Annotated in this window: 15 protein-coding genes; 8 read left to right on the top strand and 7 right to left on the bottom strand. The window is 67.6% G+C overall.

Translation table 11 applies throughout. From position 1 onward, the window contains the following. Positions 1–2: 2 nt before the first annotated feature. Positions 3–371, bottom strand: a complete 369-nt coding sequence (locus Q0653_RS09070; protein ID WP_298944325.1) for a hypothetical protein — start codon at positions 369–371, stop codon at positions 3–5. Further along, on the bottom strand, positions 368–1,264 hold the full coding sequence (truB, locus tag Q0653_RS09065) for a tRNA pseudouridine(55) synthase TruB (RefSeq protein ID WP_298944324.1): 897 nt from the start codon (positions 1,262–1,264) through the stop codon (positions 368–370). The genes Q0653_RS09070 and truB overlap by 4 nt, the downstream gene beginning before the upstream one ends. Before the next feature lie 189 nt (positions 1,265–1,453). Between truB and Q0653_RS09060 the strand changes: the two genes are divergently transcribed. Continuing rightward, positions 1,454–2,320, top strand: coding sequence for an A/G-specific adenine glycosylase (locus Q0653_RS09060; RefSeq protein WP_298944323.1), 867 nt, complete (start codon positions 1,454–1,456; stop codon positions 2,318–2,320). 7 nt (positions 2,321–2,327) lie between these two features. Here Q0653_RS09060 and rbfA read toward each other — a convergent pair whose 3' ends face one another. The 4 genes from rbfA to nusA form a co-directional block, all read right to left on the bottom strand. Next, the gene (gene rbfA, locus Q0653_RS09055; protein WP_298743594.1) at positions 2,328–2,783 is read right to left on the bottom strand and encodes a 30S ribosome-binding factor RbfA; all 456 of its coding nucleotides are present in this window, start codon (positions 2,781–2,783) and stop codon (positions 2,328–2,330) included. 71 nt (positions 2,784–2,854) lie between these two features. Then, entirely contained in the window at positions 2,855–5,581 is a 2,727-nt protein-coding gene (infB, locus tag Q0653_RS09050) for a translation initiation factor IF-2 (RefSeq protein WP_298944387.1), read from the bottom strand. Positions 5,582–5,694: 113 nt separating this feature from the next. After that, the gene (locus tag Q0653_RS09045; RefSeq protein ID WP_298944322.1) at positions 5,695–5,946 is read right to left on the bottom strand and encodes a YlxR family protein; all 252 of its coding nucleotides are present in this window, start codon (positions 5,944–5,946) and stop codon (positions 5,695–5,697) included. 9 nt (positions 5,947–5,955) lie between these two features. Further along, entirely contained in the window at positions 5,956–6,945 is a 990-nt protein-coding gene (nusA, locus tag Q0653_RS09040; RefSeq protein ID WP_298743590.1) for a transcription termination factor NusA, read from the bottom strand. Positions 6,946–7,068: 123 nt separating this feature from the next. Between nusA and Q0653_RS09035 the strand changes: the two genes are divergently transcribed. Genes Q0653_RS09035 through Q0653_RS09025 form a run of 3 tightly spaced genes read left to right on the top strand, consistent with a single transcriptional unit; the run spans position 7,069 to position 9,993 of the window. Then, the gene (locus Q0653_RS09035) at positions 7,069–8,571 is read left to right on the top strand and encodes an alanine/glycine:cation symporter family protein (protein WP_298944321.1); all 1,503 of its coding nucleotides are present in this window, start codon (positions 7,069–7,071) and stop codon (positions 8,569–8,571) included. A 29-nt stretch (positions 8,572–8,600) separates the two neighbouring features. After that, complete coding sequence (locus Q0653_RS09030; RefSeq protein WP_298743586.1) at positions 8,601–9,185, top strand: GPR1/FUN34/YaaH family transporter; 585 nt, start codon at positions 8,601–8,603, stop codon at positions 9,183–9,185. Position 9,186: 1 nt separating this feature from the next. After that, on the top strand, positions 9,187–9,993 hold the full coding sequence (locus Q0653_RS09025; protein ID WP_298743584.1) for a DUF1206 domain-containing protein: 807 nt from the start codon (positions 9,187–9,189) through the stop codon (positions 9,991–9,993). Positions 9,994–9,995: 2 nt separating this feature from the next. On the opposite strand, the gene Q0653_RS09020 is transcribed toward Q0653_RS09025, so the two are convergent. After that, a complete protein-coding gene (locus Q0653_RS09020) occupies positions 9,996–11,060 on the bottom strand; it encodes a TIGR00730 family Rossman fold protein (protein WP_298743582.1) in 1,065 nt (354 codons plus the stop codon). A 39-nt stretch (positions 11,061–11,099) separates the two neighbouring features. Here Q0653_RS09020 and Q0653_RS09015 point away from each other — a divergent pair, with 39 nt between their 5' ends. The 4 genes from Q0653_RS09015 (at position 11,100) to Q0653_RS09000 (ending at position 15,610) form a co-directional block, all read left to right on the top strand. Continuing rightward, positions 11,100–11,477 (top strand): hypothetical protein, encoded by a 378-nt coding sequence (locus Q0653_RS09015; protein WP_298743580.1) that lies wholly within the window; start codon positions 11,100–11,102, stop codon positions 11,475–11,477. 176 nt (positions 11,478–11,653) lie between these two features. Next, complete coding sequence (locus Q0653_RS09010; RefSeq protein ID WP_298944320.1) at positions 11,654–13,768, top strand: MMPL family transporter; 2,115 nt, start codon at positions 11,654–11,656, stop codon at positions 13,766–13,768. Then, positions 13,734–14,990 (top strand): sensor histidine kinase, encoded by a 1,257-nt coding sequence (locus Q0653_RS09005; RefSeq protein ID WP_298743576.1) that lies wholly within the window; start codon positions 13,734–13,736, stop codon positions 14,988–14,990. The genes Q0653_RS09010 and Q0653_RS09005 overlap by 35 nt, the downstream gene beginning before the upstream one ends. Beyond that, positions 14,987–15,610, top strand: coding sequence for a response regulator transcription factor (locus tag Q0653_RS09000; protein WP_298743574.1), 624 nt, complete (start codon positions 14,987–14,989; stop codon positions 15,608–15,610). Before Q0653_RS09005 ends, Q0653_RS09000 begins: the two co-directional genes overlap by 4 nt. Positions 15,611–15,641 lie beyond the last annotated feature (31 nt).

Here is a 15,641-nt window from a genome sequence, read left to right as displayed (position 1 = left end):
GATCACAGCGCGGGCAGGGTCCAGATGACCTGCATCCGCCAGACCATAACAGCCACGGCCAGCGATGCGATCCCCATAATCACGGTGCTCCACCGGCTGCGTTCGATCAGCGCCCAGAAGACTGCAGCGGGAGGCAGGAGGACAGCGGAGACCAGATACACCCAGAACTCCAGGGCACTTCCGGTCGGCGGGTTCCCCGCGAGGGGCGCGACGACCGCGACGACGACCTGTGCCACGAGGAGGACGAACACCAGAGCGAGACCGCCGACGCTGAGGTCGCTCGGGCGACGCCCGGCGAGACCCAGCGCGATGCAGGCGAGTCCGACGACGACGGCCACGACGACCTGCACAAGGGCGAACCACTGGATCATGCGTCACCCTGCGGCATATTCATCATGCTCTTGACGTCGTTCCCGCGGCGCTCGACGATGCCGACCAGCTCGCCGTCCGGGGCGATCGCTGCCGGCGTCGTGCCCGTCAGCCGTGATGCGGCTCCGGCCAGCCGCTTGCCGTGTCGGAGATCCCGCGCCTCCTCGGCGGAGACCGCGAACACACCGAGCAGGTCGGCCGCCACGGACGCATCCGTCTGCAGCTCCACGTCGGGGACGAGCTCGGCGACAGCGTCGGCCACGTCGAACGGACCGATATGCGTGCGACGGAGTGCTGTCACGTGTCCCCCGACCCCGAGTCCCGCGCCGAGGTCGCGTGCCAGAGCCCGGATGTAGGTTCCGCTCGAGCAATCGACGGCGACGTCCACGTCGATCATCCCCGCCTCGCGGCGTATCCCCAAGACCTCGAAGCGGCTGACGGTGACCGCGCGTGCGCTGAGCTGGACCGCTTCCCCCGCCCGCGCGAGGTCGTACGCACGCTTGCCGCCGACCTTGATCGCCGACACCGTGCTCGGGACCTGCGAGATGTCCCCCGTCAGTGCGGCGATGCCGGCGCTGATCTGCGCATCGGCGATGGCCGCGGCATCCGTGCGCGCCGTCTCGACGCCGTCGGCGTCGTCGGAGTCGGTGGTGACGCCGAGGCGGATCGTCGCCTCATAGGTCTTGCCGAGCCCGACGATGTAGGTCAGCAAGCGTGTGGACGGGCCCACGCCGAGGATCAGCAGCCCGGTAGCCATCGGGTCAAGGGTCCCGGCATGGCCGATTTTGCGGGTGTTCAGCGCCCGGCGCGCGCGGGCGACCACATCGTGGCTCGTGATGCCCTGCGGCTTGTCCACCAGGAGGATCCCGCGGGGCTGCGGAGGGGTCTCAGGCATGTCTTCCAGCCTACGTGCCCCGCTCCAGCCGCCGCTCTCGCCGCCGTCCCCCTGCCGTGCATCCCCTGACCGTATTCAGTCCGCCGGGCACAGGCCCGCCAGAGTGCGCCCGGGATTCCGCGGCCGACTCACCGTCGTCCGCGCGTGCGGACTGAATACGGCACGCGGCGGGGCGCGTAGGCTGTTCGGATGCCCGATCTCGCCGCCCCGCTGATCGAGTGGTACGGCGGCGCGGCCCGCGATCTTCCGTGGCGCCGACCGGGGTTCGGGGCGTGGGGCACGCTCGTGAGCGAGTTCATGTTGCAGCAGACTCCGGTATCCCGCGTGGTCCCCCACCTCGAGGCATGGCTCCGCCGATGGCCGACCCCCGCGAACCTCGCCGCGGATCCGCCGGCCGAAGCCGTGCGGCAATGGGCGAACCTCGGGTATCCGCGCCGCGCGCTGTGGCTCCACCGTGCGGCGGTGGAGATCCGCGACCGTCACGACGGCGTCGTCCCCCGCGATGTCGATGCGCTCCTCGCGCTGACCGGGATCGGCGATTACACCGCACGGGCGGTGGCGGTCTTCGCCTACGGTGATCGGCACCCGGTTGTCGACACCAACACCCGGCGCGTGATCGCCCGCGCCGTGGACGGGCGTTCCCAACCCGGACCCCCGGCAAAGACCGACCTCGCCGCGATGACGGCGTTGCTTCCGGCGACCGACACGGATGCCGCGCTCTTCAACGCCGCGACGATGGAGCTCGGCGCGGTCGTCTGCACCGCGCGAGCGCCCCGGTGTGCGGAATGCCCCATTGCGCACCTGTGCGCCTGGCGCGCGGCCGCCTACCCGGACACGGGCGACGACCGGCGGCGCCAGGCCCGCTACGAAGGCAGCGACCGCCAGGCGCGCGGAGCCATCCTCAGAGCCCTGCGCGACTCCTCAGACCACGACATCCCGCAGGATGGGGTGATCCCGGATTGGCCCGACCGTCGTCAGCGGGATCGCGCGATCGACTCACTCATCGCCGATGGTCTTGTCGAAGCCTCCGACGGGCACCTTCGCTTGCCGCGGTAGGCGCCGATCAGTCCTCGTCGTCGCTCGCCGCGGCCGGAGTGTCTTCGTCGCGGGGCTTCACATAGGGGTCCGCGTCGCCGGCATACGCTGCACCGGTCGCGAGACCCGCGACGGCCGCATCGCGCTCGCGCGCCTCACGAAGGAGGTCGGCGATGTGGTCGGCACTGTCCGGAAGCGCATCGGGGATGAACTCGAGCGACGGTGTCAGCCGGATGTTGAGGTGCTTGCCGACTTCACTGCGGAGCATTCCGGTCGCCGACGTCAACGCCTCCGCAGACGATGCGCGCTCCTCATCGGAGCCGTAGACGGTGTAGAACACGGATGCGTGCTGCAGGTCACCCGTGACCCGCACGTCCGTGATCGTGACGAAGCCGAGCCGCGGGTCTCGAAGCCCTTTCTCGAGACGCTCCGCAAGGATGACGCGGATGCGGTCGCCGAGGCGTGCCTGACGTTCACTGGCCATGTCTTACTCCTTCGGGGTGAGTGAGGGGCGCTCGTCGTGATGACAGGCGCCCCTCACATCCAACATGCGGATCAGCCGCGCGGCTTCTCCACCATCTCGGTCGTCTCGATCTCGTCGCCGATCTGGATGTCGTTGAACTTACCGAGTCCGATACCGGCCTCGAAGTCCGTGCGGACTTCGGTGACGTCGTCCTTGAACCGGCGCAGCGACTCGATGGCCAGACCATCTGCCACCACGACACCTTCGCGGATGACGCGGGCCTTGGCGTTGCGCGTGATGGTTCCCGACCGAACGATGACACCGGCGATGTTGCCGAACTTGGAGGAGCGGAACACCTCGCGGATCTCGGCGACACCCGACTGGATCTCTTCGTACTCCGGCTTGAGCAGGCCCTTCAGCGACTGCTCGACATCGTCGATCGCGTTGTAGATGACCGAGTAGAACCGGACATCCACACCCTCGCGAGCCGCGCGCTCGCGGGCCTTCGGGTCGGGGCGGACGTTGAAGCCGATGACGATCGCGTTGTCGATCGTCGCCAGGTTGATGTCGGATTCGGTGACGGCACCCACACCACGGTGGATGATCCGCAGCTGCACGGAATCGTCGACCTCGATCTTGAGGAGCGACTCTTCGAGCGCTTCGACAGCACCCGACACGTCACCCTTGATGATGAGGTTGAGCGACTCGACCTTGCCGTCCTCGAGAGCGCGGGTGAAGTCCTCGAGCGAGATGCGCTTGCGGGCCTTGGCCAGCTGCGCGTTGCGCTCGGCGGCTTCACGCTTCTCCGCGATCTGACGGGCGAGACGGTCCTCTTCCGTGACGATGAAGGTGTCACCGGCGCGCGGCACCGAGTTCAGACCCTGCACCTGCACCGGACGTGACGGGTAGGCCTCGAGAACAGCGTCGCCGTTTTCGTCGGCCATCGCCCGCACACGGCCGTACGCCGTACCGGCGACGATCGAATCACCGACGCGCAGCGTTCCGGACTGGATGAGGACGGTGGCAACCGAACCGCGGCCCTTGTCGAGCTTCGCTTCGATCGCGACACCGCGGGCCGCCTTGTTCGGGTTGGCCGTGAGGTCGAGCCCGGCATCCGCCGTGAGGAGGACCGCGTCGAGCAGACCCTGGATGTTGAGGCCGTCGCGGGCCGAGACATCCACGAAGATCACATCTCCGCCGTACTCCTCGGCGACCAGACCGTATTCGGTCAGCTGCTGACGGACCTTGGCCGGGTTGGCGTCGGGCTTGTCGACCTTGTTGACCGCGACCACGATCGGCACGTTCGCGGCCTGAGCGTGGTTGAGCGCCTCGACCGTCTGCGGCATGATGCCGTCGTCGGCGGCGACCACGAGGATCGCGAGGTCGGTGACCTGCGCTCCACGGGCACGCATCGCGGTGAAGGCCTCGTGGCCCGGGGTGTCGATGAACGTGATGGCCCGCTCGATACCCTCGTGCTCGGTCCACACCTGGTACGCACCGATGTGCTGGGTGATGCCACCGGCTTCACCCGCCACGACGTTCGCGTTGCGGATCGCGTCGAGAAGGCGCGTCTTACCGTGGTCGACGTGACCCATGACCGTCACGACGGGCGGGCGGATCTCGAGGTCGTCTTCGTTCTCGTCGGCGAGCTCCTGGTCGAGGTCCAGACCGAAGGTCTCGAGGAGCTCCTTGTCCTCGTCCTCCGGAGAGACCATCTGGATCTTGTAGCCGAGCTCGGCTCCCAGAACCTCGAAGGTCGCTTCGTCGAGCGACTCGGTCGCCGTCGCCATTTCACCCAGGTTGAACAGGATGGTGACGAGCGTTCCGGGCTGCACGGTGTAGCCGGTGATGTTCTCGATCTTGTCGGCGAAGTCCGAGATCGATGCGCCGCGGCGCATCCGGATGACCTCGCCGTTACCGCGCGAAACGTTGACGCCGCCGACGGTCGGGGCATCCCGCATTTCGAATTCTTGGCGCTTCGCCCGACGCGACTTGCGCTGCTTGGACTTGCCGCCGCCCTTACCGAACGCGCCAGCGGTACCACCGCCGGGACCACGGCCACGACCACCACCACCGCCGGGACGTCCGGCGAAACCGCCGGCCGGAGCACCGGCGCCGGGAGCACCCGGACGCTGGAAGCCACCCGCGCCGCCGGGACGACCGGGGCCGCCGGGACGCTGCTGGAACGGGGCGCCGGGACGACCTGCGCCACCGGGACGACCCGGTCCACCGGGACGCGGGGCGCCGGGACGGGGGGCGCCGGGGCGCGGCGCCTGGGGACGCGGGATGTTACCGGGCGTCGGGCTCGGGCGCTGGCCCATGCCCTGTGCCGAGGCGAACGGGTTGTTGCCGGGTCGGGGTCCAGCGGGACGCTGTCCCATGCCCTGCGCCGAAGCGAACGGGTTGTTGCCGGGGCGCGCTCCACCGGGACGCGGTGCAGCGCTGTCGCCGGACGCCGCGGGAGCGTCGGCGGGTACCGAGGGCGCCGGAGCAGCCGGCGTGGGCGTGGATGCCGGAGCTTCGGCAGGAGCCACGTCAGCAGCCGGAGCCGCCGGGGCAGCGGGCGTGGGAGCCGGAGCGGGCGTCGGACGCGCCGGACCGGGTCGCGGGCCCGAGGACGGACGCGCCGCAGCCGCCGGCTTGGCCGGGGCCGTCTGCGCGGGCTTGGCTGCGCCGTCTGCTTCGAGGGCAGCGCGGAGCTTCCGAGCCACGGGGGGCTCGATGGTGGATGAGGGGCTCTTGACGAATTCGCCGAGCTCCTTCAGCTTTGCAAGTGCGACCTTGCTGTCGACGCCGAGTTCGGAAGCGATCTCGTGCACGCGCGGTTTGGCGTTTGCCACAATTCTCCTGTCTGAGGTCTCCCCCGGACAGGGCAGACCGTTATTTGCGGACGGGTCTCATTTCGAGCCGTTCACTGTGAGTCCATAGCCGTTCAGCCGTTTCGCTGGTAGGTGGTGGGAAGGGTCTGCGTGTCCAGCGGACCGGACACACGCAATGCACGTTCGAAAGCGCGACGTTGGATGGCTGTACTTACGCACGCATCCGTGGCATGCACCCACGCGCCTCGCCCGGGGAGGACGGCTTTCTCGTCAGCGACAAGGACACCGGCCTGTTCCACGACTCGCAAGAGAGCAGAACGGGGAGCGCGTGCGCGGCATCCCACGCACGTTCGAACAGGTTCCATCCTACCCCGTTACGCGTCTTCCAAGATGCTGTCGGGCTGGATGTCGATCTTGGCGCCCGTGAGCTTGGCGGCGAGGCGGGCGTTCTGGCCCTCCTTGCCGATCGCGAGCGACAGCTGATAGTCGGGGACGAGGGCACGGACGGCCTTGATGGTGGCATCGAGCACGAACGAGGACGTCACCTTCGCCGGCGACAGCGCGTTCGCGACGAACTTGGCCAGCTCCGGGTCGTAGTCCACGATGTCGATCTTCTCGCCACCGAGTTCCTCGGTCACGGCGCGGACGCGGCGCCCGAGTTCACCGATGCACGCACCCTTGGCGTTGATCGCGGGATCGTTGGCCTTGACGGCGATCTTGGTACGGTGCCCGGCCTCCCGCGCGAGCGAGACGATCTCGACGAGGCCGGAGGCGATCTCGGGTACCTCGAGGGCGAAGAGTTTGCGGACGAGCCCCGGGTGCGTGCGCGACACGGTGATCTGCGGGCCCTTGGTGCCCTTCGAGACACCCGTCACGTAGACGCGCAGACGCGCGCCGTGCGGGTACTCTTCGCCGGCGACCTGCTCTTCGGGCGGGAGGATGGCCTCGATCGTGCCGAGATCGACATGCACCATCCGCGGGTTCGGACCCTGCTGGATCACGCCGGCGACGATGTCGCCCTCTTTGCCCTTGAACTCGCCGAGGATCGCGTCATCGGCGATATCGCGCAGACGCTGGCTGATGACCTGCTTCGCAGCAAACGCGGCGATCCGACCGAAGTCGTCGGGGGTGGACTCTTCCTCACCGATGACGATGTCGTCCTCGTCGAGCAACGGCATGAAGATCGCGACGTGACCGGTCTTGCGGTCGAGGACTGCACGAGCGCCGGTGGGCAACTCGCCGTCCGGGGAGGTGTGCTTCGCGTAGGCCGTCAGAATGGCCTGCTCGATGATGTGGACCAGTTCGTCGAAGGGAATCTCCTTCTCGCGCTCCACCGTACGCAGCAGTCCCAGATCGATATCCACTTTGGCCTCCCTATTCAGCTCTCGACCTCGGGTCACCCCGACGCCATCCCATCAACGTTACCCGATCGCCGCCGGGAAGAACCCCGGTAGTGCTGTGGCCGCCGGTGCCGCAATACTGGGCCGATGGATGCGATCAACGAGTGGCTGCTGACGTGGGGCGATTACCTGTGGACGTGGGCCGTCCTGCCGGTGGTGGTGATCCTCGGTGTGTACTTCACACTCCGCTCGGGAGTGGTGCAGTTCCGCCTCATCCCGGAAATGTTCCGCACTCTCACGGACAAGACCCCGCGCACCGAGAGCGGTGAGCCCCAGTCGGTCTCCGCTTTCCAGGCCTTCACGATTTCGGCGGCGTCCCGGGTGGGCGTCGGCAACATCGCCGGCGTGGGCACCGCGATCGCGATCGGCGGTCCGGGTGCCGTGTTCTGGATGTGGTTGATGGCATTCGTCGGGGGCGCGTCAAGTTTCATCGAGTCGAGCCTCGCGCAGCTCTTCAAAGTGCGCGCCGACGGCACGTTCCGCGGAGGACCCGCCTACTACATGGAGCGCGGGCTGAAGGCGCGGTGGCTCGGCATCATCTTCGCGGTGATCCTCATCATCTGCTTCCCGTTCGCATTCAGCTCACTGCAGGCCAACACGATCACGGCCACCATCACGGGGGGAATGGGCGACGTGCCCGACTGGCTCCCCTGGCTGATCGGCGGGGGGATCGCGGCACTGACGGCGCTCGTCGTCTTCGGCGGGGTCCGGCGGATCGCCTCGGTCACCCAGTTGCTCGTGCCGATCATGGCGCTGGCATATCTCCTGCTCGGGCTTCTCGTGGTCGCCCTCCACGTGGAGCGTCTGCCCGACGTCTTCGGCCAGATCTTCACGCAGGCGTGGGGACCGAACGAAGTGGTCGGCGCCGCCTTCGGATACATCGTGCTCACGGGTGTCAAGCGCGGAATGTTCTCGAACGAGGCCGGGCTCGGCTCCGCTCCGAACGCCGGCGCCAGCGCGGCCGTCACGCACCCCGTCAAGCAGGGCCTCGTGCAAACCCTCGGCGTCTACTTCGACACGTTCCTGGTGTGCTCGATCACGGCCTTCATCATCCTGGTCTCGGTACCGGACCTCGCGGGAGCCACGCGCGGGATCGGGTTGACCCAGGGCGCCCTCACCTCCACGCTCGGATCCTGGGCCAACGTCGCCTTGAGCGTCATCGTCTTCCTCCTCGCGTTCTCCTCGATCCTCGGCAACTACTACTACGGGCAGTCGAACATTGAGTTCATGACGAAGAACCGGAGCGTGCTCACCGGGTATCGTCTTCTGGTCGTCGCCGCCGTTCTCCTCGGCTCGATCGCGACGGCCGACCTGGTCTGGAACTTCGCCGACGGCGTCATGGGGCTCATGGCTCTGCTCAACCTCGTCGCCATCGGACTGCTCTCCCCGATCGCGTTCCGCCTACTGAAGGACTACACCCGTCAACGCCGGGAGGGACTCGACCCCGTGTTCACCCGGAATCTTCTTCCGGACGTCACCGGTGTGGAATGCTGGGAGGATTCGCTCACCGTGACGGGACCGATCTCGGTGGTCACCAGCACGCGCCACGCGAAGAAGCACCGCGATCACCTGCATGGAGGCACACAATGACGAGGTCACCGGTAGGAACCTCACGACAGATGGCGGATCCCGGCCTGATCGGGCTCCTCGGCTTCGTCATCGCCACTCTCACGGCGCAGTTGGCACACCTCGGCGTCCAGAACGAGAGCGCCGTCTTCTGGGTCGGTGCCGTCTTCGGCGGGGTCGTGCAGGTGACGGCGGGGATGCTGTCGTACTTCATCGGCGATGATTTCCACTTCATCGTCTACAACGCGTTCGGCTGGTACTGGATCTGCATGCCGGGCTTCCTGCTCGGCGGCGAACTCGGCTTCTTCGAGGTCTCGGGGCCGGCTCGCCCCCTGTTCTCGATGATGTTCGCGATCCTGGCCTTCGGGTTCATGTTCGCCGGAGCACTGCACAATACGGTCCTGCCTCTCACGCTCCTGTTCGTCTCGATCGGCCTCGGTCTCGAATCGGCGGGATATTTCGCGGCGTCCGATGCGCTGGGCATCATCGGGGCCTGGTTCTTGCTGGCGGCCTCGGCACTGGCGGCCTACATGCTGCTCGAGAAGTTCTACTGGCGCACCATGCAGCGCCGGGTCGTCCCCCTCGGACCGCCGTGGTTGACGGCCGGAACGCGTGATCCGGTCGACCCGGAATCGTGACGTGAGCGAACACCCGGTCAAGGCCGCGGTGCGCGAAGCCGAGAACAGCGCCCCCCTGCGGGCGCTGGCTCGCGGCGGGTATGCGGCCAACGGGGTGGTGCATGCACTCATCGGGGTGATCGTTCTCACGATCGCATTCGGCGCGCGCGGCGAGAGCGATCAGGCGGGCGCCTTCTTGGCGATCGCGGCCGCCCCGCTCGGCTTCGTCGCGCTGTGGATCCTCGCCGCGTTGCTGTGGGCGCTCGGGATCTGGCACGTCCTGGAGGGGGTCCTCGCCAGTCGCGCCTCGGACGTGAAGAAGTGGGGCGTGCGCGTGTCGGAGTGGGGTCAGGCGGTGGTGTTCGTGGCGCTCGGGACGATTTCCGCCTCCGTCGCCCTCGGCGCGAAACCCAGCGGCGACGGTGCGGCGAAGGCCGTGAGCCGCGGGGTGCTGAATCTTCCGGGCGGGTCGTGGCTGCTCGCACTCGCCGGTGTCGGGATCGGAATCGGCGGAATCTCGTTCGTCGTGATGGGAGTGCGTCGGAGCTTCGAGAAGAAGATCTCCCTTCCGTCCGGGCCGGAGGGCGAGGTCGGAAGGGCCCTGGGTGTCGTGGGTTTCGTCGCGAAGGGCGTCGCGCTCACGATCGTCGGCGTGCTGCTGGTGGTCGCCGCGGTGAAAGTCGACGCCGAATCGGCCGGCGGCCTCGACGGGGCGATCCAGGCACTGTTGTACGTCTTCCTCGGGCCGCTTCTGGTCGGCCTCGTCGGCGCGGGATTCATCGCGTACGGCGTGTTCTGCTTCTTCCGTGCGCGCTACGCGCGTCTGTGACCTCAGGCCGCCGGATGCGGCGGGGCCGCCGGCTCCGGGGCACTTCCGAGCGCGTTGACCGCGCGGATGAGGTGGAAGAGCGAACCGACCCGGAACTGCTCGTACCGCATCACCAAGCGGGGGAGATCGACGCGGTCGTCGTCGTCGCGCTCGACGCGCAGCGGTCCGCGGAGCTCGATCTCGCCACTGGCAAGGAGATGACCGAACCGTGCGTTGAGATCGACCACCTCAGCGGCCGTCGGCTCTGCACGCAGGCGCAGAACCAGTCTCCCACCGACCCACCGCAGCGAATCGTAATTGCGCCAGAACCCGGTAATCTCGGCCGCCGCCTGCTCCACCGAGTCGGTGATGAGGACCCGCTCGAGATCATCGGGCGAGATCACCCCGGCAGGGATGAGTTGGTCCGCGACGTATCGCTGGAATCCCGCCCAGAAGTCTCCGCCGGGCGCATCGAGGAGCACGATCGGAGTCGGCTCAGCCTTGCCGGTCTGCTGGAGCGTCAGAAGCTCGAACATCTCGTCAAGCGTGCCGAACCCGCCGGGCACGCAGATGAAGCCGCTCGATTCCTTGACCAGCATGAGCTTGCGCGTGAAGAAGTACTTCATCGCGACGTTGTTCGCCGTGGAGGCGATCACCGCGTTCGGCTTCTCCTCGAACGGCAACCGGATCGACACGCCCAGCGAGCGGTCTGGCCCTGCTCCCTCGGCCGCTGCCTGCATGATTCCGGGACCGGCTCCCGTGACCACCATCCATCCACGCTGCGCGAGCACCGCGGCCACCGCCGATGCCTGCCGGTAGAGCGCGTCATGGGGTTGTGTGCGCGCGGAGCCGAACACCGTGACCTTGGGGATGCCGCGGTACGGCGCGAACAGGCGGAAGGCCGCACGCATCTCGGTCAACGCTGCGGACGTGATCTTCAGGTCGAGGCGGTCGGTGCCGTCCAGGCCCAGTCCGACTCCGGTCGTGAGGATACGGGCGACCAGGTCGGGATCGTGGGTCACCCCGGCATCCGTCAGCAGCGCACGGATGTCCTCGGTGGCTTCGGGCGGGATGGAGCTCTCCGTCATGCACTCAGCCTGGCACGTCGGACGAGCACGCGGTGTCCGATGAGTGAACGGGGCCCCTGGCGGGCGGCGCCGGATTTCGACGAGCAGAACCTTCCCGCGACGTTTCCCCGACTGGTCGGCAAGAAGGGTTTCAGCCAGCTCCTGATCAACATGGAGGATCTCTTCATCGCCACGACCCCTGCGCAACTCGACGGCTCGCTGCCCCCGAGCCCGTTCCGCGTCCGTCCTGGTGGGGCGACCCGCGCAGCTGCTCGAGGCCTTCGCGACGTGACGACTGGCGGAGAGGCAATATTGAGCGCTGTGATATTCGCCGGTTTCGTCTTGATAGGTCTCTTGGAGGATCGACGCTTCCGTAGGGTCGACCTCGCCAGGCGTCGCCACCTTTTGGCTGAAGAAGCGCACCACACCGATACGTGATGCACGACGCAACTCGAGAGCCGCGTCAGGCGTCTGTCCGTAGATTGGGGCGATTCATCTACTCACCCTGAGAGTCGGATCCTTGCCGGTGGCGCCGCACATCCATCTTCTGGTTGAGATCTTCGTCGGTGAAGCGTGCGATGTGCCCGGGGGTAGCCGCGCGCTGTGCTTGAGGTGTGAGCACTCTTTCTCAATCCTTGTCTCGTGTCCTGACCTCTCGCCGTGGCGCGTGGCTCTCCCTGGCGTTTGGCGTTCTCGCGCTTGTCGCGCTGTTCGGTCTGTTTGGCCAGGCGGAGATGACTGCGACCGCTCAGAGTGCACCGCCGGACTCCGAGTCTGCGCGGGTGGCAGTCGTTGCAGAGGACTTCCCCGACGCTGACAATCGAACGGTGATCGTCGTGGCGTCGAGCGCCAACGACGGCCAGCTCTCGCAGGGCGAAAGCGAAGGGGTCGCGGCGCTGGGAGATGACTTGAGTGCTGTCGAGGGGGCGGAGGTGCTCGGGCCATTCCCGAGCGGGGACGGCATCGCGCAGGTCATCCAGTTGACTGCGCCGGTGGACGGCGATGACTCGGCGGCTGATCGAGCGCTTGTGGAGAACGTGCGCGATGTCGTCGCGGATCACGACATCGACGGAGTTCAGGTGCAGGTGACGGGCGGCCCGGCGTTCGGCGCGGACGTCGCATCGGCGTTCGACGGTGCCGACTTCACTCTGCTCCTGGTGACGATCGCGATCGTCGCCGTCTTGTTGATCTTCACCTACCGTTCGCCTGTACTGTGGTTGATTCCGCTGGCCGTGGTCGGATTCGCCGATCAGGCCGCGAGCAAGGCGACCGCAGCGCTGGGCAGCGCAATGGGTTTGCAGTTCGATACCGGCATCGTGAGCGTTCTCGTGTTCGGAGCGGGAACGAATTATGCGCTGCTGATGATTTCGCGGTACCGCGAACAGTTGTTTGTCGACGAGGATCATCGGAACGCGCTCGCGGTCGCGTGGCGTGCGACCGTGCCGGCGATCCTGGCGTCCAACGTGACGGTCGTGCTCTCTTTGCTGACGCTCGTCCTGGCGGTCATTCCGGGGACACGTGGGCTGGGGGTCGCGTGCGCTGTGGGCTTGGTGATCGCGCTGGCTGCGGTATTGCTGGTGCTTCCTCCGGTGCTGGCGGTGTGCGGGCGGGGCGTGTTCTGGCCGTTCGTACCCCGTCCGGGCGACACGACCGCACGACAGGGGCGTGTCTGGCGGAGGGTCGCGACCCGCGTCGTGCGGCGCCCCTGGCTGCCGCTGGCGGGTGGGCTCGCGTTGCTCGGGGTGATGTCGGCGGGGCTGCTGGGCGCTTCTGTCGGCCTCAGCCAAGTTGAGAAGTTCCGGGTGCCGTCCGAGTCAGCCGTCGGCCTCGAGGTGCTTGGTGCCCACTTCGACGCAGGCCAGGCGCAGCCCTTCGTCATCGTCGCAGCCGCAGCCCAATCGCAGGCGGTCCAGGACGCGGCCGCCTCTGTCGATGGTGTTGTGCGGGTCACAGAGTCAGCAACCAGTACCGGAGGTAGCCTCGTCAGACTGTCGGTCGTCGGTGAACCGGCACCGGGAACAGCTGAGAGCCGCGAGCTGGTCACCGAGCTGCGATCCGCCGTGCACGCCGTGCCGGATGCCGACGCCATCGTCGGCGGACAGGGCGCAATGGATGTGGATGCCCGAGACGGCAACCTGCGAGACTTCCTGCTTGTCGCACCACTCATCCTGCTCGGGACTCTCCTCGTACTCATCGTGCTGCTGCGCGCCGTGGTCGCACCACTCATCCTGCTCGCCGTGAACACGCTTAGCGCGGTCGCCGCGATCGGGGCGGGCGCATGGCTGGGCCGCACGCTATTCGGCTGGAACGCGCTCGACCTGCAGGTTCCGCTGCTGGCATTCCTCTTCCTGGTCGCGCTGGGGGTGGATTACACGATCTTCCTCGTCCACCGGGCACGTAGCGAAGCTCTGACGAGCGGGACGCGAGCCGGCATGGTCACCGCGCTTGCGACGACAGGCGGCGTCATCACCAGCGCGGGGATCGTGCTGGCGGGTGTGTTCGCAGCCTTGGGTTTGCTCCCGCTCGTTACGCTCGGGCAAATCGGGCTCATTGTCGGTGTCGGAGTACTCGTGGACACCCTGGTCGTGCGCACCCTCGTCGTACCGGCACTGTTCTCCCTCGTTGGGGACCGGATGTGGTGGCCTGGACGCCTTCCGGCTTTCCGCTCTCGCGGCGGCACGGGAGAATCGGATCATGTCGAAGAAGCTGTCTCGCCGGTCGCGCGCTGACGCACGCGGCGTGCGTGGCAATGGCGGGCGGGTGATCTGGGCCATCCGGCTCGGACAGGTGGCGATTACGGTCGTGCTGCTCGTGATCGCCGCCATCCGGGCAGCGGCGGACGGCGTGCCGTTGCCGTGGGTGCTGGCGCTCTCTCTCGTGTTCGCCGGCTGGTACTTGGGAGGACTGATCCTCGGAGATCGCACCCGCGACCTCGCCCTTGCGATCTGGTGGCTCGTGGGCCTCGCGCTCATCTGGACAGGTGCGGTCGCGGTCTCGTCAGAGTTCGTCTGGCTCGCCTTCCCGCTGTGGCTGCTGGCCGGCTTCATCCTCCCGCTGACATGGGCGCTCACACTCAGCGTTGTGATCCTCGCCGTGGTCATCGCCGCGCCGATCCTGCACACCGGCGCCACATCGTACGCGAACGTGATCGGGCCGGTCGTCGGGGGTGTGTTCGCGCTCGGGATCGCTCGGGGCTACCTCGAACTGGTCCGCGACGGCAGAGAGCGTCGCCGTCTCATCGCGTCGCTCGTGGCCGCACAGGAGGAGACCGCGCAATTGCAGGACGAGCTCGCCCGCAGCCAGCGCGAGACCGGCGCCGGTCTGGAACGAACACGCGTGTCGCGCGACATCCACGACACCGTCGCGCAAAGCCTCTCCTCCATCGGCATGCTCGCCCGATCCGCGCGCAGCACAGAGGCAACACCCCAGAACGAGTCGCTGGCGCAGATCGAACAGCTAGCCCGGGAGGGTCTTGTCGATGCCCGCCGCATCGTCAACGCGATGACTCCGGCCGAACTGGAAGGCTCCGCCCTCGGCGACGCGCTGAGACGGATGTTGATGCGGATGGAGGAGGAAACCGGCATCCGCACAGATCTGCACATCGACGACAGCATCCCCATCCTGCCGATGGCTGCCGAGGTCGCACTGCTGCGCACCGCGCAGTCCGCGCTGGCCAACGTCCGCAGTCACGCGACCGCGGAGCGCGTCGTCGTGACGTTAGCCGACGCCGGCGATACCGTCCGACTCGACATCGTCGATGACGGGGTCGGCTTCGACGCGACGCGGTGGAACGCGAAGCAGCCTCGCCGAGACGACGGCGGATACGGGCTCCGCGCCATGCGCGCCCGGCTGCGGGATATCGGTGGTGACCTGGACGTCGAGAGCGTCCCGGGTGAGGGCGCTGCCTTGTCGGCCTCGCTCCCGTTGGCGACGGCAGCGGAGCACCGATGATGACACTCCGGGTCCTCCTGGTCGATGATCACCCGATCGTTCGCGCGGGCCTGCGGTCATTGTTCACACCGACCGCGGACGTCGAGATCGTCGGCGAAGCCGCCACGGGCGAAGAAGCGATCGCCCTCGCCCGCCACCTGCACCCCGACGTGGTGCTGTGCGACCTGCGACTCGGCGACGGCATGGACGGCGTGCAGACGACCGAGGCGCTGCGCACTCTCGACCCCGCCCCCGCGGTCGTCATCCTGACAACATTCGACCGCGACGCGGAGATTCTCGGCGCAATAGAGGCCGGCGCGGCAGGTTATCTGCTCAAGGACTCGCCGTCCGAACAGATCGTCGCCGCGATCCGAAACGCCGCGGCAGGGCAGCTGGTCCTCTCCCCCGAACTCACCGCCCGGATGGTACAGGTGATGCGGGCGCCGCGCGTGAAGCTCACCGATCGTGAGCTGGACGTGCTACGGCAGCTGGAGACCGGCGCGTCGAACCGCGAGATCGCGAAGGAGTTGTTCGTGACCGAAGCGACCGTGAAGACTCATCTCGTGCACGTCTTCGACAAGCTCGGCGTCGACAGCCGATCCCGCGCCGTCGCAGTCGCCCGCGATACCGGGCTCCTCTGATCCGCCGCGATCTCAACCGTTCGAATGATCC

This window comes from uncultured Microbacterium sp. (assembly GCF_947488465.1).
Lineage (GTDB): Bacteria > Actinomycetota > Actinomycetes > Actinomycetales > Microbacteriaceae > Microbacterium.
The sequence above is the reverse complement of the archived record's forward strand: the minus strand, read 5'-3'. Positions and strand labels throughout refer to the sequence as shown.

What these genes read in the sequence shown, in the direction of transcription:
- Q0653_RS09070 (WP_298944325.1), bottom strand. Translation starts at nt 371, where the DNA reads ATGATCCAGTGGTTCGCCCTTGTGCAGGTCGTCGTGGCCGTCGTCGTC.
- truB (WP_298944324.1), bottom strand. Translation starts at nt 1,264, where the DNA reads ATGCCTGAGACCCCTCCGCAGCCCCGCGGGATCCTCCTGGTGGACAAG.
- Q0653_RS09060 (WP_298944323.1), top strand. Translation starts at nt 1,454, where the DNA reads ATGCCCGATCTCGCCGCCCCGCTGATCGAGTGGTACGGCGGCGCGGCC.
- rbfA (WP_298743594.1), bottom strand. Translation starts at nt 2,783, where the DNA reads ATGGCCAGTGAACGTCAGGCACGCCTCGGCGACCGCATCCGCGTCATC.
- Q0653_RS09045 (WP_298944322.1), bottom strand. Translation starts at nt 5,946, where the DNA reads ATGGAACCTGTTCGAACGTGCGTGGGATGCCGCGCACGCGCTCCCCGT.
- Q0653_RS09035 (WP_298944321.1), top strand. Translation starts at nt 7,069, where the DNA reads ATGGATGCGATCAACGAGTGGCTGCTGACGTGGGGCGATTACCTGTGG.
- Q0653_RS09030 (WP_298743586.1), top strand. Translation starts at nt 8,601, where the DNA reads ATGGCGGATCCCGGCCTGATCGGGCTCCTCGGCTTCGTCATCGCCACT.
- Q0653_RS09020 (WP_298743582.1), bottom strand. Translation starts at nt 11,060, where the DNA reads ATGACGGAGAGCTCCATCCCGCCCGAAGCCACCGAGGACATCCGTGCG.
- Q0653_RS09015 (WP_298743580.1), top strand. Translation starts at nt 11,100, where the DNA reads ATGAGTGAACGGGGCCCCTGGCGGGCGGCGCCGGATTTCGACGAGCAG.
- Q0653_RS09005 (WP_298743576.1), top strand. Translation starts at nt 13,734, where the DNA reads ATGTCGAAGAAGCTGTCTCGCCGGTCGCGCGCTGACGCACGCGGCGTG.
- Q0653_RS09000 (WP_298743574.1), top strand. Translation starts at nt 14,987, where the DNA reads ATGATGACACTCCGGGTCCTCCTGGTCGATGATCACCCGATCGTTCGC.